At 45.4% G+C, this 19401-nt stretch carries 12 protein-coding genes; 9 read left to right on the top strand and 3 right to left on the bottom strand.

What is annotated here, in order from left to right:
* Positions 1 to 9: 9 nt before the first annotated feature.
* The 3 genes from ACYVE4_RS17325 (at position 10) to ACYVE4_RS17315 (ending at position 6984) form a co-directional block, all read left to right on the top strand.
* Positions 10 to 3300, top strand: coding sequence for a M4 family metallopeptidase (locus ACYVE4_RS17325; protein WP_461041434.1), 3291 nt, complete (start codon positions 10 to 12; stop codon positions 3298 to 3300).
* 411 nt (positions 3301 to 3711) lie between these two features.
* A complete protein-coding gene (locus tag ACYVE4_RS17320) occupies positions 3712 to 6714 on the top strand; it encodes a DEAD/DEAH box helicase (RefSeq protein WP_461041432.1) in 3003 nt (1000 codons plus the stop codon).
* Between the two features lie 93 nt (positions 6715 to 6807).
* Entirely contained in the window at positions 6808 to 6984 is a 177-nt protein-coding gene (locus ACYVE4_RS17315; RefSeq protein WP_461041431.1) for a hypothetical protein, read from the top strand.
* Between the two features lie 58 nt (positions 6985 to 7042).
* On the opposite strand, the gene ACYVE4_RS17310 is transcribed toward ACYVE4_RS17315, so the two are convergent.
* A complete protein-coding gene (locus ACYVE4_RS17310; RefSeq protein WP_461041430.1) occupies positions 7043 to 7555 on the bottom strand; it encodes a phosphoribosyltransferase family protein in 513 nt (170 codons plus the stop codon).
* Between the two features lie 135 nt (positions 7556 to 7690).
* Here ACYVE4_RS17310 and ACYVE4_RS17305 point away from each other — a divergent pair, with 135 nt between their 5' ends.
* On the top strand, positions 7691 to 8095 hold the full coding sequence (locus ACYVE4_RS17305) for a DUF4783 domain-containing protein (RefSeq protein ID WP_461041429.1): 405 nt from the start codon (positions 7691 to 7693) through the stop codon (positions 8093 to 8095).
* 122 nt (positions 8096 to 8217) lie between these two features.
* On the top strand, positions 8218 to 8805 hold the full coding sequence (locus ACYVE4_RS17300) for a YcxB family protein (RefSeq protein ID WP_461041428.1): 588 nt from the start codon (positions 8218 to 8220) through the stop codon (positions 8803 to 8805).
* A 133-nt stretch (positions 8806 to 8938) separates the two neighbouring features.
* Here ACYVE4_RS17300 and ACYVE4_RS17295 read toward each other — a convergent pair whose 3' ends face one another.
* Positions 8939 to 11164 carry a gliding motility-associated C-terminal domain-containing protein gene (locus ACYVE4_RS17295; protein WP_461041427.1) on the bottom strand — a complete coding sequence of 742 codons (2226 nt, stop codon included), beginning with the start codon at positions 11162 to 11164 and terminating at the stop codon, positions 8939 to 8941.
* Between the two features lie 855 nt (positions 11165 to 12019).
* Here ACYVE4_RS17295 and ACYVE4_RS17290 point away from each other — a divergent pair.
* Positions 12020 to 13723, top strand: a complete 1704-nt coding sequence (locus tag ACYVE4_RS17290) for an AMP-binding protein (RefSeq protein WP_461041426.1) — start codon at positions 12020 to 12022, stop codon at positions 13721 to 13723.
* A gap of 69 nt (positions 13724 to 13792) precedes the next feature.
* Here the strand turns inward: ACYVE4_RS17290 and ACYVE4_RS17285 are convergent, their stop codons facing one another.
* Positions 13793 to 14248 carry a LytR/AlgR family response regulator transcription factor gene (locus ACYVE4_RS17285; RefSeq protein ID WP_461041425.1) on the bottom strand — a complete coding sequence of 152 codons (456 nt, stop codon included), beginning with the start codon at positions 14246 to 14248 and terminating at the stop codon, positions 13793 to 13795.
* Positions 14249 to 14537: 289 nt separating this feature from the next.
* Here ACYVE4_RS17285 and cysM point away from each other — a divergent pair, with 289 nt between their 5' ends.
* The 3 genes from cysM to ACYVE4_RS17270 all read left to right on the top strand — a co-directional run bounded on the left by cysM (position 14538) and on the right by ACYVE4_RS17270 (position 19256).
* The gene (gene cysM, locus ACYVE4_RS17280) at positions 14538 to 15410 is read left to right on the top strand and encodes a cysteine synthase CysM (protein ID WP_461041424.1); all 873 of its coding nucleotides are present in this window, start codon (positions 14538 to 14540) and stop codon (positions 15408 to 15410) included.
* 50 nt (positions 15411 to 15460) lie between these two features.
* The gene (locus ACYVE4_RS17275; protein ID WP_461041423.1) at positions 15461 to 16516 is read left to right on the top strand and encodes a quinone-dependent dihydroorotate dehydrogenase; all 1056 of its coding nucleotides are present in this window, start codon (positions 15461 to 15463) and stop codon (positions 16514 to 16516) included.
* A gap of 142 nt (positions 16517 to 16658) precedes the next feature.
* Entirely contained in the window at positions 16659 to 19256 is a 2598-nt protein-coding gene (locus ACYVE4_RS17270; RefSeq protein WP_461041422.1) for an FtsK/SpoIIIE family DNA translocase, read from the top strand.
* Positions 19257 to 19401 lie beyond the last annotated feature (145 nt).

The raw sequence follows: 19401 nt of genomic DNA, 5'->3' as shown, positions 1-19401 counted from the left end.
CTCACCCTTATGAAAGCATATCTACTCTCCCTGGCAATCCTGACCACCGGGGCTGCATTGGCGCAACAACCCAATACCGGATTTGGCCGCAAAATGAAAACGCAGGCGCCCACATCAAGGGTCGCCGAACGATTGGGAGCAGTAGTGATGCCACTTCCAACAGATAAAACGGGCCGGTCGCTGTTGGGAGCAAGGAATGCGAAACTTTCTTTAGCGCCCTTGCGATTGCGGGTTGTTCGGGATTCATCGACAAATTTGCCCGTTTTTATCGAACGAAGTGTGTCGAAAACGGCAACGACTTTGGCCAAAACGAGTGGTGCGCGCGTTTCGGCAGCTGCGGCTGCATCGACCATTTTTCAGTTTATAGGGCAAGTCAAAGGAATTCTTAAACTCGATAAACCCGAAGATAATTTCACGATTTCCCGTACCGAAACCGACGAACTGGGCCAGACGCACGTTCGAATGGCGCAAACCTTTCGGGGTATTCCTGTTTTGGGTTCGGAGCTTGTAGCCCACCTGACCGATGGTGAAGTTACCTTGCTAAATGGGCGGTATCAACCCGTTCCAGAGGGTCTTGCCACAACCCCTAAACTGACGCTTTCAGCCGCATCGGACATGGCGCTGACAGACATTCGGAAAACAACGACTGTTCGTTCGTTTGGCGATAATATCCTGAAATTGAAATCTTCAGAAGGCGATTTATGCATTTTTACAACGTCGGAAGGCGTGTCGAAACTGGCGTATGCGTTAACGGTTCGGCCGAATATGCTCGAACGCTGGGAGTATGTGCTGGATGCGCAAACGGGTGAGGTTCTGGATAAGTATAACCATACCTGTTCGTTTGTTGGGCCAATTAAAGCGACGGCTAAAGATCTGAACGGCGTAACACGCTCATTTCAGACCTATCAGCAAAGCAATAATGCCTATTACCTGATCGACGCATCGCGGGCGATGTTTAAAGCCGCTACGTCTAAAATGCCCGACAATCCGGTTGGTGCCCTCTGGACGATTGACGCCCGAAATACGTTTGGTGATAAACAGGAAATTTACCAGATCACATCAACCAATAATACGAACTGGAATGCGACGGCTGTTTCGGCCCATTATAATGCCGGGATTGCCTACGAATATTACCTGAATACGTTCCAGCGTAACGCGCTCAGCAACACGGGCGAAACCATCGTGTCGATTGTGAATATGCCCGACGATGAGGGTAAAGCAATGGACAATGCTTACTGGAACGGCAAAGTGATGGCTTATGGTAATGGGAAACTACTAAAACCATTAGCTGGTGCGCTCGATGTGGCCGGTCACGAAATGACTCATGGTGTTATCCAGAACACAGCCAATTTGCAGTATAAAAGCCAGTCTGGAGCTATTAATGAATCGATGGCCGACATATTTGGCACGATGATCGACCGCGACGACTGGAAAATGGGCGAAGACATTGCTACCCTTTCGGTATTCCCATCAGGGGCCGTACGTGATCTATCGAACCCAAATCAGGGTGGTAAAGCGAAAGACCCACGCGGGTATCAGCCAGCAACGATGTCGCAGTATGAAACCACTACGGAAGACAATGGCGGAGTACATGCCAATAGTGGTATTCCTAATTTTGCCTTCTATAAGTTTGCCACGGTTGTCGGCAAAGACAAAGCTGAGAAAGTCTATTACCGAGCGCTAACGAACTACCTCGTGCGGACTTCTCAGTTTCTGGATTTACGCTTGGCGGTCATTAAAGCAACTGGTGATTTATATGGTGCATCGGGTTCGGAAGTGGCGGCTGCTAAAAGCGCCTTCGATGCCGTAGGAATTACGGAAAGTATAACAACTACGCCAGGTAAGCAACCCGATGTGCCGGTTGTTGCGGGGCAGGATTTTCTGCTGGTGAGTGATGCCACAACTTCCCGACTTTACTCTACAACCGTAGGCGCTTCATCGGCACGATTCGATCAGAAATCAGCGCTTGGTTTAAAGCACCGGCCGAGCGTGACCGACGATGGTACGTACGCCTATTATGTAACGACCGATAAGAAAATTCGCGCTGTAAACCTGACGGGTACGCCAACCGAAACGGTCATTTCTGATGAAACAATTTGGGATAACGTAGCCATTTCCAGAGACGGTACCAAACTAGCGGCTCTCACCGCAGATCGAGATGGTTCCATTTATGTATACAGCTATGCCAAAAAGAAATGGGCGCAGTTTGAACTCTACAATCCCACGACAGCAGAGGGTATTCAAACTGGCGATGTACAATTTGCCGATTCCTTCGAGTGGGATTTTGCCGGCGAAAATATTGTCTACGACGCTTACAATGCACTCAAAAGCAGCGATGGGTCAGATATTGACTATTGGGATGTTGGATTCATGAATGTCTGGAGCAATGCGACCGGCGATTTCGCGAAGGGGGAAATCGAGAAAATTTTCTCAAATCTGGACGAGGGCGAAAGTATTGGGAATCCTGCCTTCTCGAAAAACTCACCGGACGTCCTGGCCTTCGATTACCTCAACGAAAACAGCAATACGTATCAGGTTGTCGCCATCGATTTAAGCACAGGCAAAGGGAATATTATTTATGACAACAATAATCTGGGCTTCCCCAGCTATTCCCGACTGGATAATAGGCTGGTGTTTATGACAGGAACAGATGCCAATCCAAGCGTACGGGTCATTAACCTGAATGCCGATAAAATCAGTCCTTCCGGTAATGCCAGTCTGTTATATTCTGGACGAAAATGGCCCGTTTGGTACACGCAGGGTACACGAACAGCGCCGGCAAAAACAGCCCAAACGATTACATTTGACGCCATCTCAGACCGCTATATCAATCAGGGTGATTTACTACTGAAAGCAACGTCATCGTCGAATCTCGCGGTTGGTTTTCTGGTGAAAAGCGGCCCGGCTAGCTTGAATGGGACGACACTGAAATTTAATGGTATAGGTAGTGTAACGGTGCAAGCCATCCAAAATGGTAATGATCAATTTGCTGCAGCCACCCTTGTAGAACGAACATTTAATGTGCTGGCCGTTTTAGGCGATGAACCCCTATGGTCTGATGCTTTATCGGTCTATCCGAATCCTGTCAGCAAAACGCTAACGGTTGAATTACCTGCAACCGAAGCAATTGAAACGCTGTCTATCCGTGCCCTATCAGGTGCAGTAGTATCGCAGCCGACTGTTCGGGCTCGTCAGCATTCTACAACATTTGATGTAAGTCATTTGCCCAAAGGACTCTATTTTCTACAAGTACAAACAGCCAACGGAACAGCGAATCGGAAGATTTTAAAGGAGGAGTAGTACCCATTTTTGGCCTGCTGACGCAGGAAGCATCTTAAGGTTTCCCAACTAACCAGGTTGGATGCTTTGAGGTCCTTCCTGCGTCGGCAGGCCAAAACGAAGAGTAGCGGAATTGACTATAGAAAACCTCTCGATACACTGAATCAAAGACCGATTAATAATTTTCGGCAGCGACTTCCTGTAGTTTCTCTTTTTTACAAAATTCCTTCTTGGACATTTTGGTTTGATTCGTATATTTGAAATCGTTGATAACTGTAAATTCAGTCTAAAACGCTCATAATGAGCGTTTTTTGCTTATTTTTTTATAGGCTGTCAATACCTGGCATCCACTCAGGTTTTCTAACAAGATGTTCACCTTTTACGAGCGTTTCGGCTGGTCTGAAAAGACGAGTTAGGAGCACTGTAACCTGCATGAAAGTTTCGCCGTTACAACCGTTTCAAATCGTGTATTCACTGCTGGATCACGAGTTTCTTGGATACTTAATAGAGGCATTCGTTGTACAGCGTAACAGCCGGGGTGAACTGACGTTATTGAACCAGACGCTATCGACACAAAACGTTGGCGAATTTTCGAAAGGGTTAGACGAACGAGATTTCGAACTGGTTAAACTCATCGATAGTATTCAGCAGGACACCATCGTTAAAAAGTTTAATACCCGTAAACTGCCAGCCGTCGATTTCTTCCTGAAAATATATGATGCCCAAAAAGGTGATAAACTGATTCAGGAGGCAATTGCTGGTTATCTGGAAACAATTAAAGCGCAAATCATGGCGCTGATGCCCGGCAAGCCCTTCTACATAATGGGCAACGACGGTAATCCTGCCTGGCAGCAGATTTCCTGGATGCCTGAACCCGCCCGAGTGCATTTTCATTTCGTCCGCAACACCGATTCGACCCATTATTTCCCCATTATTCGCTATCCAATCGGTGTCCGATCTACAGAAACTGGGCAGTATACCGAAACGGAACGGGTTGAATTTCAATTTAAAGATGCCCTGATGATTTGCGATGAGCCCGCTTATATGATGGTGGGAAATCGACTGTATCATTTCAGTAAGCAAGTTGACGGTAAAAAACTGCGACCTTTTTTCTCAAAAAATCACATCATCATCCCTCGAAATATCGAACAGCAGTACTACGAACGATTTGTAACACAACTTATCTCATCGTATGACGTATATGCCAAAGGGTTCGAAATTCGGGATGAGGCTATGGAACCGACGCCAGTGTTAACGGTCTCGGAGATGGTACAATCGAGCCGATCAGTGCCTGTTCCGATATTTCAGGCCGGTTCGGATGATGTCGATACGCTTGTGAGTGACGAAGAGCCTGATCAGCGTATAGTGTTCGATCTGGCATTTCAATATGGCGATTTCACGTTTCGTTTTGAAAAAATTGGCTCGTCGGCAAACGTGAGTTTAGAAAAGAAAGGGGATGAATACCTTTTTCATAAAATTCGCCGGGATCAGCGTCTGGAACGGCAGAAGCTTTCTTTTTTACGCGATTCTGGTCTGGATTTACGGAATGGGCGATTATCGCTTCCGAAAGCAGAAGCTTTTGCGTGGCTGTCGGAAAATAGTGAGCAACTGCGCGAAACTGGTTTCTTGCTGCAGCAGAACTCCCAGGATTCCAAACGCTATTTTTTAGGCTATTCCAGCATTAATGTATCTATTCAGGAAGGACGCGACTGGTTCGATATCTACGCCAACGTTCGATTTGGAGAATTTGAGATTCCATTTCTGAAACTGAGGAAGTTAATTCTGGCTAAGAAACACGAATTCACCTTGCCGAATGGAGAGATCGCTGTAATTCCGAGCGTCTGGTTTATTAAATATTCGGAGCTGTTTGGCTTTCTGGAACACCTCGACGATGGGGATGAGGAGCGGTTGGTGCTACAAAAACACCACCTTGCTTTAGTGGAAGAACTGGAGCGGGATAATTTGGCCACAACGGTTATTAGTCGCAAACTGGAGCGACTGCGCGACTTTGAAGCCATCGACCATTTTCAGTTACCGTCTCAATTCAACGGTACATTGCGCCCTTATCAACAGGCGGGTTACGATTGGATGAATTTTCTGCGCCAATATCGGTTTGGCGGCTGTCTGGCCGATGATATGGGGTTAGGAAAAACCGTGATGACGCTGGCCATGTTGCAGGGCCAAAAAGAAGCGGGGGCGCTGGAGCCAAGTTTGCTGGTAATGCCTACGTCGCTACTCTATAACTGGGAACTGGAAGCCCGCAAATTCACGCCCGAACTGCGGGTGATGGTTTATACTGGCACTTATCGGGATAAAAATACCGCTCAATTCAACGATTACGATCTGATTCTGACTTCATACGGAATTGTGCGAATTGACATTGATCTGCTGAGTGATTATCGATTCAATTACGTGATTCTGGATGAATCACAAGCAATTAAAAATCCGTCGTCGCATATTACAAAGGCAGTGATGCAGCTCAATACGGCGTATCGACTCATCCTGACGGGAACTCCGCTGGAAAATAGCACGCTGGATTTGTGGTCGCAGATGTCGTTTATCAATCCGGGTTTGCTGGGAAGTCAATCGTTTTTTCGGAACGAATTTCAAATTCCAATCGAAAAACGCCATGATGAAGCGAAGACAAGTCGATTATACAGCCTGATCAAACCGTTTATGCTTCGGCGGAATAAGGCGCAGGTAGCCACCGATTTGCCCGAAAAAGTAGAGAGCGTTTTGTATTGCGAAATGAGTGCCGATCAGGAAGCGCAATACGAGGAAGCAAAATCATATTACCGAAACCTGATTCTGGAGCATATCGAAGAAGAAGGAATGGCCAGGTCACAAATGGTTGTTTTACAGGGATTGACGAAACTTCGCCAGATTGCGAATCACCCAAGAATGGTTGATGAAGAATACGAAGGGAATTCCGGTAAACTGGACGACGTATTGATGCGTCTGGAAAGTGCTATGACTGAGAATCATAAAGTTTTGGTATTCAGTCAATTTATTAAGCATCTGAATGTTGTTCAGCAGTATTTGAAAGAGAAAAAAATTAAGTATGCTTATTTGGATGGCTCAACCACAGATCGGCAAAGTCAGGTTGAGTTGTTTCAGACCGATGACTCGGTAAAGCTCTTTTTGATTTCTCTAAAAGCGGGTGGATTGGGGCATAATCTGACGGCCGCCGATTACGTATTCATCCTGGACCCCTGGTGGAATCCGGCCATTGAAGCGCAGGCAGTTGACCGCGCGCACCGGATTGGCCAGCTGAAAACGGTGTTCACGTACAAATTCATCGCCAAGAACACGGTCGAAGAGAAAATATTGTCCTTACAACGGGCCAAACAACAATTAGCTGGAAGCCTGATTACGACCGAAGAGAACTTCGTAAAATCATTGACGAAGGAGGATATTATGGTCTTGCTGGAGTAAAACGACTTAAATAAAATCAGCCAGTTTGGGAAGTTATTGGTTCACGATAGTTATTGATATAAAAACAATCGTTCACTAATAATAACTCAACAAATGAATGTTAAAAGTATTTTCGGCATCATCCTGACCCTGATAGGTCTAGTCGGTCTGATTTACGGAGGAATAGATTTTACAAAGGGCGGGGTCGCTCAGGCTTCGTTTGTGTATCTTATTCTAGGCGGCATTTTCTTCTTCGCCGGTATTAGCCTGATTCGCGGAACGAAAGCGTAAACTAGTCGATAGTCAGTAGTCGCCAGTAACTGACGTTGGCGGCTTACTGACTATCGGCTTATACCAAATAAACACCTACTCGCTCCTGATCGCTCAGGACTACTTCTACGTGTTCGGTCAGGGTTGTGCTTAATTCGTAACCTTTATAATCCGCAGCAACCGGATAGCGTGGATGATTACGATCAACCAATACGGCAACCTGGAGTTTGCGAATGGGCACGCTCAGGAACGGCTGTAAACTGAAAGCCAGTGTTCGGCCTGTATATAACACATCATCAACGACAACGATTACTTTGTCAATGAAATCAGCCACCGGACAATCGTGGTATACTGTAGGCTGTGCTTTCTGAGATTTATCCAATTGTAATGAAATCAAATCGACAGAAAAAGGGGCTATAGTTTGCAATTCGCGTGCCAATGCTTGTGCCAATACGTACCCTTCTCCCGAAATTCCTGCCAGCAATACAGCGGTCTCTTCAAAATTATTTTCATAAATCTGAAACGCTATTCGCCTGATTTTCTGACTGATCTGCTCATTATTCAGAACAAGTGTTGATTGAGCGGTATGCATGCGCGTGTCGGAGAAACGAGTTGAGAGCGCAAAGATGGTAAAAAAGCCGTTAGCCGACGAAATAACAACTCAACTATGTCAGTTGGCATAGTTTTCGCCATTAGTCCAATAAAATGATAGCTGCTTCAACCAGTAATGCAAACGATTGGGCATTTTATATTGGGTCTACTTATCTGGCTACTCCCTGGCAAACTTGCTACAGAGGCTGATATCACGCAATCCGTTGGCGTTTCGCTGCGGACGGGTGATGCTAGTCAGCTGTCGGCTCGGTTTGCCAAAACGATCGAGCTGGTTATCGATACTGAAAAGGTAGAGTTTCCAGCTGTTCAGGCTACCCATGCTCAGTTAATTTTACGATCGTTCTTCCGCAAATACCCTCCTCACGACTTTCAGTTCATCTACCGGGGAGCCTCCGATCGAATGCGGTATAGTACCGGAACCTACGAAACCGATGGAAAGAGTTTTTCGGTTTACGTACTGATGCGCCAAACCAGCAATCAGGGATACGTAATTAATGCTTTGCACTTCCGAAAAGAATGAAAAATAGGGATGATGTAGGATAGGTGATGTATTTAGCAACAACGATCTTATATCATATATCTTACATCCTACATCATACATCGTAAATCCCCTGTATCTTTGCACTTTCATGTAGAGGTACTATGATTGTTAAGACTAAAAAATACGCGTTAGATCAAAAAACGTACGTCAATATCGCCCTGCGTCAATGGGTAAAAGAGAATTGGAAATGGGCCTTCGTGCCGTTGGCGTTAATCCTCCTCAATGTAGTTCTAAGCCTGACAAACGTCTATCCTAATTACTGGATTTATATTGTTATTGTCCTGCTGACAGTTCTATACGTTCTTTTCTGGGCCGTTCAGATTACGGGTATTTCGCAGATGGAGCAGAGTAAAGCGCTGTTTGATAAGTATGTATACGAAATTGATAGCCGCCAGATTTTGATGCGTATAAATGCAAAAGAGGGTGGCATTCTGAAGTGGAGCCAGATTGACAGCGTGATCAAAGACAAAGAGGCTTACATCCTGTTTCTGAATAACGCCGATGCTATGGCCAACGTAAAAGCTAGTTGGATTGCCAAAATAGTAACTAAGGGCCTGGCAAAAGCGCAATTTATTTATCTCCCATTCAGCATCTTCACCAGCGATAACGACCTGCGATTTACAGACGCGCTGCTAAAACGCAAAGGCCTACTGCCAGGCGGAAGCGTTCCAGCCGAAACCGTGAAGTAATCGAATATACTATCATTTTTTTGTCATTCTGACTGTAGAGAAGAATCCGCTCCGGCGGCTTGGTCAAAGTCCCTTCGCAGGCAAGCTTGAGATTTTTCCCTGCGGTCAGAATTACAAAAAATATCAAATTTTGCTAACGTACTACCATAACAATTCCCTGTCTGGTAGTTAACTTATTTTTTGAATCGATATAGTCGAAGGAGTAGCTATACGCACCAGCGTCTACTTTTTCGCCTTGAAAAGTACCGTCCCACCAAACATTGTCTGGTTCCATTACAGAAAAATTTTCTTTGGAAAAGATAAGGTTACCCCAGCGGTTGTAGATGACTAATTGTCTGATAGTGTAATTCGTCGTTTGACTTGAATAGAACCGGAAATAATCGTTAACTCCGTCATTATTAGGCGAAAAAGCGTCGGGTACAAAAACGGGACAATCGTTTGATACAAGAATTGTTACGTCTGCTTTACCAATACATCCGGCTCCGTCTTTCACCAGTACGGTGTATGTTCCTCCGCTTAAATTCGTAAACGCAGCACTGCTTTGGAACGATTGACCATCCACTGAATAAGTGTACCTTCCAGCACCACCCTCGGCGGAAATGGTCAGGGCACCGTTGCTCAGATTGCAACTGGCATCACTTGTCGGTACATAGTCGACAATCGGCGCATTGGTAGTGGCTAGTGTAAAACGCTGAGTTGTCATACATCCAGCGTCTTTTACCGTAAGCGTATAGAGGCCACCTGTTAAGTTCGCGAACGTGTAACTGCTTTGAAACGATTGACCATCGAGCGAATAAGTGTACTTACCCGTTCCACCAGATGCACCAACCGATATAGCCCCATTCGCCTGGTCGCAGCTAGCTCCAGTAGGATCTATGCGGTCAATTTTCAGTGTATTTACATCCGCAATCGTTACACTTTGAATAGATGTACAGGTTCCATCTTTTACAGTGAGCGTATAAACTCCGGCAGCCAGCGAGTTAAAGGTTTTGCTGGGTTGAAATGATTGTCCGTCGATAGAATATACAAATTGGCCAGTTCCTCCGGAAACGAATGCCATAAAAGAGCCATTTAGCTGCCCGCAACTTGCATCAGCCACCTGGACACGGTCGATATGAGGAGGTGCCTGAGTTCCCACAGTTATCGTCTGACTAATCAGGCAACTGCCATCTTTGACCGTAACGGTATAATTTCCACTTGCCAGATTGCCAAAATACGGGGTAATTTGGAAGTTGTTTCCATCCAATGAGTATTGCCTGGCCCCACTGCCGCCAGATACGGTAAGTGATAAAGCCCCATTTGTCAGATTACAACCGACACTGGCCGTTTGTATATTATCAATTTTAGGAGGATTAACAACACCTATGGTTGCTGTTTGACTAATGAGGCAGCCACCATCTTTGACCGTAACAGTATAGATTCCGCTGGTCAGATTGCCAAAAAATGGAGTGATCTGAAAGGGTTTGTTATCCAGGGAATATTGTTTGGCGCCACTACCACCTGACGCCGTGAGCGATAAAGCGCCTGTTGCCTGATTGCAGGCCGCGTTGGCGGTTTGTATATTGTCGATTGTAGGCGGATTGGTACTACCCACTGTAGCCGTCTGGCTAACGAGGCAGCCGCCATCTTTTACCGTAACGGTATAATTCCCGCTAGCCAGATTCCCAAAAAATGGAAAGAGCTGAAAGGTATTTCCATCCAGCGAATATTGCTTAGCGTTACTTCCTCCTGATGCCGTGAGCGATAAAGCACCATTCGTTAGATTACAACCGGCAGATAGCGAGCTAATCGATTCTATTTTAAGATCTTGGTTTGTTGGAATAGTTGTTAATGATAAATTGTCAAAATAGCCGTCATTATGCACGCCTGTTACTCGATGGCTTAACAGTCTGATCTTAATTTTTCGTGTGTTCGCTGGCGCTGTAATCACTTCTGAAACCAGTACCCAATCCAGGGTTGATCTAGGAGGATCAAAACGTTGACTTTTCAGCAGGACATCGCCAGCACTTAATAGCTCTATGATGATAATTGGCTGATCGGGAGGAGTTTCTGCATACGTTTTTACGTAAGCGCTAAATTGGAAGCTTTGATTTCCTGGATCAATAGTACAGGTATAATCATTGAGAGCTATGGTTTGAGCCAACTCGGCATCCGCTACGTCGCCAGCATAGAAAAAACGTTGACCATGTTGCGCACTAGTTGTACCAGAACTATTCGTCCATTGGTTGCCAAATACTTCTGTCCAGGAAGGTATTTTACCAGTAACCAATGGCAACTCACAATCCGGATTGACGATCAGGTTTTGTGCATTGACAAGACTTGATAGTACCACCAATAGAAGCACTAGCTGAAATTTCATTATACGATTGACAGTAGCTATAAATTGGTCTCTAAGAGATAGTTAGTGCGTTTATATACAGCTATTTGTATGGGTTAAATAGAATGTCTGTTAATGATATATTTATGGGTAATAAAAGAAACTAGGTGAGGCTATGAAATTGATTTACCCTGACTGTAATCCTGCAATTAATATGCCAGCGCATCACTATTTATGGATGTAGACAGAGCTCCATTCACATTTTCCAGTCAAGTTTCATTGGCTGGACAGCGTCTGGGAAGGATAACGAGAAAGGTATAAAGTGGAAGAGGAGATTAAATCCTTACATTGCACTCGATTAGAAAATCCATATGCGATCTTGTATATCGCTGGTGACATGGATATGATTTATAAAAATAATTAATTACCTTGCCATAGGTAACTAAAAACGCCGGACTCATGGATGTTCCGGCGTTTCAACACTCTTTTCTTAACTTAAACGCTTTTCGGGGCGTCAGATTAATGACGCATATACTTCATCTATGTTGCATCTGGATAACTGTACTTTTATAAGTGGTTAAATAGATGGACAAACGGTCTCTAAAACGCCGGGCTTTATTAGTCTGGCGTTTTTCTATTTAGGTAGAAAAGGTTTCGAACAATCGCATTGTAAATTGAACAATTTCCTTAGTTTTGTTGTACGCATCAATGATTGTTGGCAATAACCGACCAGTTTAGCGAGTTACTAGTTTAACCGATAAATAGGCGTAACTCCTGGTTTGGTCTTGTAGGATATGCATTCAGTCCAACCGTTAATGCGACTAAATCAGCCAATTACAAACTAGCCCTTAACGAAGCCAATAAAGCAGATTACATTTGCTTTCAAACCATTTCTGCATGAACACGCAATCAGCAATAGAACAATATCCCTGGAGACGATTCTACCCTAAGGGAATCCCTTATGAAATTAACGCAGATGCCTACCCGTCGTTGGCCGCTCTTTTTGAGGAAGGCTGCCGTCGCTTTGCCGATCGTCCGGCGTATGCCTGCATGGGTAAACAGCTTACATTTGGTGAACTAGAGAAACTGTCGACTCAGTTTGCTTCATTTCTACAAAATGATCTGGGCCTTCAGAAAGGCGATCGTTTGGCGATTCAAATGCCCAATACGTTGCAATATCCGGTAGTGATGTTTGGCGCCTTACGGGCAGGTCTTTCTATTGTCAATACCAATCCGCTGTATACACCCCGCGAAATGCAGCACCAGTTTAAGGACTCTGGTGCGAAAGCGATTGTGATACTGGCCAACTTCGCCAGCAATCTGGAAAAAATCATCGACAGAACGGATATCAAACACGTTGTCGTCACTCAACTCGGCGATTTACTGGGTTTTCCGAAAAAACAGATTGTAAATGCGGTTGTCAAGTACGTAAAGAAACTGGTGCCAGCCTATTCATTGCCCGATGCGATTTCCTTCAATGATGCGCTGAGTCGCGGAAGTACGCAGCCGTTTAAACCCGTTGCCATCGCCAATAGTGATCTGGCGTTTGTGCAGTATACAGGCGGCACCACTGGCGTCTCGAAGGGAGCCATGTTGACGCACCGCAACATTATCTCGAATGTTGAATGTCAGGACTATTGGATGAAGCCGGCCAACGTTCCTGATGGCGAAGGAATTATTGTGGCTGCGCTACCACTTTATCACGTATATGCGTTGACTACGAATGCATTAGCGGCTTTGAAAAGCGGTGCTATGAATCTACTGATCACCAATCCCCGCGATCTGAACGCGTTTATTGATGATCTGAAAAAATATAAAATTACCTGCTTCACTGGGGTTAATACGCTCTACAATGGGCTTTTGAACCATCCCCGAATAGGCGAGGTTGATTTTAGTTATCTGAAAGTTACCTCGGCGGGAGGAATGGCCTTACAAACAGCCGTAGCCGAACGATGGGCTAAATTAACCGGCAATACGCCCTGCGAAGGCTATGGCCTTACCGAAACCTCGCCCGTATTATGTTCAAATCCTATTGACGGTTCTGTGCGGGTCGGAACGATCGGAATTCCCTGGCCTAGCACCGAGATGAAAATTATTCGGGAAGATGGTTCCGATGCTCCTGTTGGCGAACCAGGCGAAATTGTAGCGCGCGGGCCGCAGGTATTCAAAGGCTATTACAATCGCCCGGAAGAGACGGCGAAATCCATGATGGGCGACTGGTTCAAAACGGGTGATATAGCCGTGATGAATGAAGACGGCTTCTTTAAAATTGTGGATCGTAAAAAAGATATGATTCTGGTGTCGGGCTTTAATGTCTATCCGAACGAAATCGAGGATGTAGTCGCCCAATGTCCAGGCGTAGCTGAAGTAGCCTGTATTGGCGTACCTGACGAAAAATCGACTGAGGTAGTTAAAATTTATGTGGTAAAAAAAGATCCTGCTCTAACGACCGATACAATCAAAGCGTTTTGCCGGGAAAATTTGACGCCCTACAAAGTGCCACGTATAATCGAATTCCGTAACGAACTGCCTAAATCGAATGTGGGTAAAATTTTACGACGCCCCTTGCGAGAGGAAGAATTAGCGAAGCTGAAAAAATAAGGAAGCTTATTTAGAAAACATGCGGCCCCTGGAATTGATCAATTCCAGGGGCCGCATGTTTTTATTTTTTTAAGAAGCCATCAGCATCGGTGGTGGTGTCGCCGTGTCAAGAATCAATAATTCCTGCTGAAAACCGCGTACCTGTTTAATAAACCGACTAGCTTTTCGGCGCGATACTTCAATGCGGTCGCCATTGACGAGGCTAACGCTCAACTGCTGACGGTCGGGGTGAAGAGCTTCCAGATAAAGGAGATTGATGATGTTTTTTTTGTGGGGCCGTACAAACACTTTGGGCGACAGTCGACTCTCCATTTTTTTCAGCGTCAGGGACACCATTAACTGGCTGCCGTCGGAAAAATGGAACAGCGTGTAGTTGCCCTCGCCTTCCAATCGCACAATACGGTGCATAGGCATTTTCTTCCGACTTCCCCAAAACGGAAGGATCAGATCAGGCATAGCAAATTGACCGGCAATTTGCTCGACATGAACATTGGTAAGTGGTTTGGTCTGTAAAGTTCCTCTCATGAAATGGACAAATAAAGGGGGTGTGAATAAGTAAACTCTGAGTAGTCTAACTAATTAAGTAAAGTCTCTTACGTTTATACGGTACTAATTTCAAACAAAATTCATTATCAATCAATTAGCTGCTTGAAAAAAATATTCAAATCTGAAACAATAAATTACTGATTGCAGGAATTACTCAAAAATACGGATTCCGATTTTAATAGCTAAAAATTAATTCACAGTACGGTTGGCGAACTAATTGGGTTGCTTTCACCTTGAGAGTCTAAACTAAGTATCCTTTCGAATCAGCATGGCAACTTTGCTTGATTTAGTCGGCAATACGCCGTTGGTTGAACTGAACCGGCTAAATCCCAATCCCAATGTTAAACTATACGGTAAACTTGAAGGCAATAATCCGGGCGGTAGTGTAAAAGATCGGGCTGCGTCTAGCATGATTCAGGGCGCTTTGGCCAGGGGCGAATTAAAGCCCGGCATGAAATTGATTGAAGCAACCAGTGGGAATACAGGGATTGCTTTGGCCATGATTGCACGGCTATATGGTATTGATATTGAGCTGGTAATGCCTGAAACATCGACTCGAGAGCGTGTCCTGACTATGGAAGCGTTTGGTGCTAAGGTTATTCTGACCGAAACGATGGAAAGCGCCCGCGATTACGCTGAAGAGCAGGTCCATAAAGGTGATTACCTCATGCTGAATCAGTTTGCCAATCCCGATAATTACCTGGCGCATTATCGAACGACTGGCCCTGAAATCTGGCGGGATACGGCCGGAGAAATCACGCATTTTGTTTCGTCGATGGGCACGACAGGGACGATTATGGGTACATCACGTTTCCTGAAAGAGCAGAACCCAGCAGTTCAGATTGTTGGATGCCAACCTACCGATGGCTCGTCAATTCCAGGTATTCGAAAGTGGCCGATTGAATACCTTCCCAAAATTTTTGAGCCGCAGCGGGTTGATCGTGTGATGGAAGTATCTGCCGAAGAAGCGACCGATATGACGCGTAAGCTAGCTAGTGTTGAGGGTGTTTTTGCGGGTATGAGTAGTGGGGGAGCGGTGCATGCTGCTGTTCAATTAGCCCAGGAACTGCAATCGGGTGTGATCGTTTGTATCATCTGCGATCGCGGAGATCGGTACCTATCCTCCGATTTATTTGGGTAAACCTAAAGGTTTCAGAAACCTTTTAGGTTTATAGGCGTATTTTTGCGGCTATGTATAAGCGCTTAATCCTGCCAATTTTATTCCGCTTCGATGCTGAGAGCATTCACCATTTTGCAACGACATTTCTTAAAATAGCCTTATCGATTCCAGGTATATCGGCTCTTTGCCGGAAACTATACGTACTGGAAGACAGTCGTTTAACCCGAACCGTATTCGGGTTGACTTTTCCCAATCCAGTAGGTGTAGCGGCCGGGTTTGACAAAAATGCTGAACTGGTTAGTGAGCTAAGTAATTTGGGATTTGGTTTTGTTGAAATTGGAACGGTAACCCCTCGGCCGCAATCGGGGAATCCACGCCCTCGGTTATTTCGTTTGAAAGCTGACGGAGGTATTATCAACCGGATGGGCTTTAATAATAAAGGTGTTGGTCCGGCGGCAGAACGATTGCGTCATTTCGCTCGTAATCGGAATGGAAATCAGGTTATTATAGGGGGGAACATTGGTAAGAACAAAGACACACCAAACGAGAATGCGTTGGATGATTATCTGATTAGCTTTCGGGAATTATTTGATGCCGTCGATTATTTCGTTGTCAATGTTAGCTCACCAAACACACCCGGTTTGCGCGATTTACAAGAGCGGGAACCCTTAACCAAACTGCTAACGGCCTTACAGCAGGAGAACCTTCAGAAATCCACGCCAAAGCCTATTCTGCTAAAAATCGCGCCTGATCTGACGAACGGTCAATTAGATGATATTATCGCTATCGTGGCTGAAACCAGGATTGCTGGCGTTATTGCCACCAATACAACCATAAGTCGTGACGGATTAAAAACCGAACCATCCGTTGTTGAGCAGATGGGAGCAGGGGGCGTTAGCGGTCGTCCATTACGGGTTCGCTCCACGGAAGTGATTCGATATCTACATGAAAAATCAGGAGCCGCATTTCCAATTATTGGTGTTGGCGGTATTTTTTCGGCCGAAGACGCGCAGGAAAAACTTCATGCTGGCGCCAGTTTAGTGCAGATCTACACCAGCTTCATTTATGAGGGCCCAGCAATCGCTAAACGCATCAATCAGAAATTAGCCAATACTATATCTATATAGACGAGCACAACGTTGCCTAAGCAGTCAGCTAACACAGCCGCATATCCCTTTCGATAGAATGTGGTAATATTTTCTGATCGGTGACTTTTTTTCCACAAAAAGTGGGACATTTACTTGTTGCTACCGCCCTAACCCAACGTATATGGCACAACCAACTACATCTCCACGCCAAAACACGCTCCGGCGCCCTCCGGAGCGTCCCGAACCGCGCCCCCGTATTCCGAATCCTAAAGCAACGAGTCGTTCCCGAGGTTCTTCGTTTAATTGGGGAGCTGCGCTTGATAATTGGTTTACAGACCAGCGTTCGGTGCTGACGCTTGGCGTTTTGATGATGGTTTCGGCAGTAGGTTTGTTAGTCGCTTTTAGTTCTTACCTATCTAGTGGGGCCGCCGACCAAAGTGTTGTAAACGCTGCGCTCTCAGAGCCTTTGCGTAAAGCCATTGGTGAAACCCGTAACTGGGTTGGTTTAGTTGGGGCTTACATTGCACATGCATTCGTGTTTCGTTGGTTTGGTGTTGGGGCACTGGCGTTGCCTATTATTGTTTTTCTGGCGGGCTTTAAACTTACGTTTCGAAAAGAATTATTGCCTTTAGGCCGCACAACAACCGCTTTATTGTTCGTAGCGCTCTGGTCCAGCCTATTTTTGGGATATATTGTCCTGGTAACAGATTCCGTCAAAACATCCAGCATCTGGTGTGGAGGAATCGGTTATGAACTGAATGTATTGCTTTATGGACTTTTTGGGTGGGGAAATCTGGCGTTCATAGGTTTTATGCTATTCGCCTTTGTGGTTTATTTCTTCGACGTTCGGAATATAAAATTGCCAGATTTTCCACGACCGACTATCCCGAAACCGCGTAATCGTCCGGGAAATCCGCTTCAAACCTATGAAGAAAGCGAGTTTGAGCCCGATCAAGAGGAGGAGTTTGATGACAAAGAACCCGACCTTCAATCGCATTATCCCCCACAAACCGAACCAGCACAAGACACTTTCAACAGCTATTCAGCAAAAAACACTGTTGATGAGGAAAAGGATAGCTACTCTGTAAATCCTCCGGCTGACGTAATCGCTAAAACGACTGGCGTTACTCTAACGATCAAGAATCGAGATGCTGTGAGTGAACAGCCGCCAGCTGAAGAAGAAGATGAACTAAGTGCCACTCCATCGCCAACGTTCGAACCTGACCCGTTTGAAGAGGACGATCTGGTAGCTATTCACGGTTTATACGATCCAACACTTGAACTGGCACAGTATCAATATCCAACCAATGATCTTCTGACGGAGTATCAGAACAATCGGAAAGCGCAGGTTTCGGATGATGAACTGACGGCCAACAAAGAGAAGATCGAGAATACACTGCGTAACTTCGGTATCGAAATCGATTCGATTGAGGCATCAATTGGCCCAACGGTTACACTCTACGAAATCATACCGGCAAAGGGTGTACGGATTTCTAAAATTAAGAGTCTTGAGGATGATATCGCCTTAAGTTTGGCTGCGCTTGGTATCCGGATTATTGCGCCTATGCCAGGAATGGGGACAATCGGTATTGAAGTACCGAACAAAAATCGCGAAATGGTGTCGATGCGGTCGATGATTACGAGCGATGTTTTTTCATATAGCAAATTCGACCTGCCGGTTGTATTGGGTAAAACTATATCCAACGAAATCTACGTTGCCGATCTGGCCAAAATGCCGCACTTACTCATGGCTGGAGCAACCGGGCAAGGGAAATCGGTAGGCTTGAACGTGCTGCTTACGTCGCTCATTTATAAGAAGCATCCGTCGCAACTAAAGCTGGTTCTGGTTGACCCTAAAAAGGTTGAATTAACGCTGTTTAATAAACTGGAACGTCATTTCCTGGCTAAACTGCCTGATTCCGACGAACCGATTATTACCGATACCAAGAAGGTTGTTAATACGCTGAACTCGCTTTGTATCGAGATGGACGCACGCTATAATCTGCTGAAAGATGGAGGTTGCCGAAACATCAAAGAATACAACGCCAAGTTTGTAAAACGTCGATTGAACCCAGAAAAAGGCCATAAATTTCTGCCGTATATCGTCCTGATTATCGACGAATTAGCTGATTTGATGATGACGGCTGGTAAAGAAGTCGAACAGCCAATTGCCCGACTGGCGCAGTTGGCTCGTGCTATCGGTATTCACTTAGTAGTAGCGACTCAGCGGCCTTCTGTGAATGTCATAACCGGTTTGATCAAGGCGAATTTCCCGGCTCGATTATCATTTAAAGTAACGTCGAAAATCGACTCCCGAACCATTCTGGACGCAGGTGGTGCTGATCAGCTCGTAGGTATGGGCGACATGCTACTATCATCAAATTCCGAGATCATTCGTCTGCAATGTCCATTTGTAGATACTAACGAAATCGAAGATCTCTGCGAATTTGTTGGCAATCAGCGTGGGTACGACGATGCTTATCATCTCCCTGAATTTGTTGGTGATAATGGTGGTCAGGACGACGATAAAGATGTCGATTTAGGCAATCGGGACCCCATGTTTGATGAAGCTGCCCGGTTAATTGTCATTCACCAGCAGGGAAGTACTTCCTTGATTCAACGGAAGCTCAAACTTGGTTATAACCGCGCAGGTCGTTTGATCGACCAATTGGAAGCCGCTAAAATTGTCGGCCCATTTGAGGGTAGTAAAGCCCGTGAAGTACTCGTTCTGGATTTACAGGTACTGGAAGAACTGCTGAAACGACTAAAAGGCGAGTAGATTTCGTTACTATATTTGACTAGTCGAAAATAGGACAGGCACTAACAAGGTCTGTCCTATTTTCGGTTAAACACCTACTATTTTAAACTTTTCAGTCAACTTTCCCGTCTAAGAAGTATAAAGGGTGACTGCCCTTACGAGACGA

This window comes from Spirosoma harenae (assembly GCF_054776975.1).
This window is presented reverse-complemented; position numbering and strand designations above follow the sequence as displayed.

Excerpts from the sequence above, each read along its gene's own strand:
- ACYVE4_RS17325 (WP_461041434.1), top strand. The coding sequence starts at position 10 with ATGAAAGCATATCTACTCTCCCTGGCAATCCTGACCACCGGGGCTGCA.
- ACYVE4_RS17285 (WP_461041425.1), bottom strand. The coding sequence starts at position 14,248 with ATGAGAGGAACTTTACAGACCAAACCACTTACCAATGTTCATGTCGAG.
- ACYVE4_RS17310 (WP_461041430.1), bottom strand. The coding sequence starts at position 7,555 with ATGCATACCGCTCAATCAACACTTGTTCTGAATAATGAGCAGATCAGT.
- ACYVE4_RS17300 (WP_461041428.1), top strand. The coding sequence starts at position 8,218 with ATGATTGTTAAGACTAAAAAATACGCGTTAGATCAAAAAACGTACGTC.
- cysM (WP_461041424.1), top strand. The coding sequence starts at position 14,538 with ATGGCAACTTTGCTTGATTTAGTCGGCAATACGCCGTTGGTTGAACTG.
- ACYVE4_RS17315 (WP_461041431.1), top strand. The coding sequence starts at position 6,808 with ATGAATGTTAAAAGTATTTTCGGCATCATCCTGACCCTGATAGGTCTA.
- ACYVE4_RS17305 (WP_461041429.1), top strand. The coding sequence starts at position 7,691 with ATGCAAACGATTGGGCATTTTATATTGGGTCTACTTATCTGGCTACTC.
- ACYVE4_RS17295 (WP_461041427.1), bottom strand. The coding sequence starts at position 11,164 with ATGAAATTTCAGCTAGTGCTTCTATTGGTGGTACTATCAAGTCTTGTC.
- ACYVE4_RS17270 (WP_461041422.1), top strand. The coding sequence starts at position 16,659 with ATGGCACAACCAACTACATCTCCACGCCAAAACACGCTCCGGCGCCCT.
- ACYVE4_RS17320 (WP_461041432.1), top strand. The coding sequence starts at position 3,712 with ATGAAAGTTTCGCCGTTACAACCGTTTCAAATCGTGTATTCACTGCTG.
- ACYVE4_RS17290 (WP_461041426.1), top strand. The coding sequence starts at position 12,020 with ATGAACACGCAATCAGCAATAGAACAATATCCCTGGAGACGATTCTAC.
- ACYVE4_RS17275 (WP_461041423.1), top strand. The coding sequence starts at position 15,461 with ATGTATAAGCGCTTAATCCTGCCAATTTTATTCCGCTTCGATGCTGAG.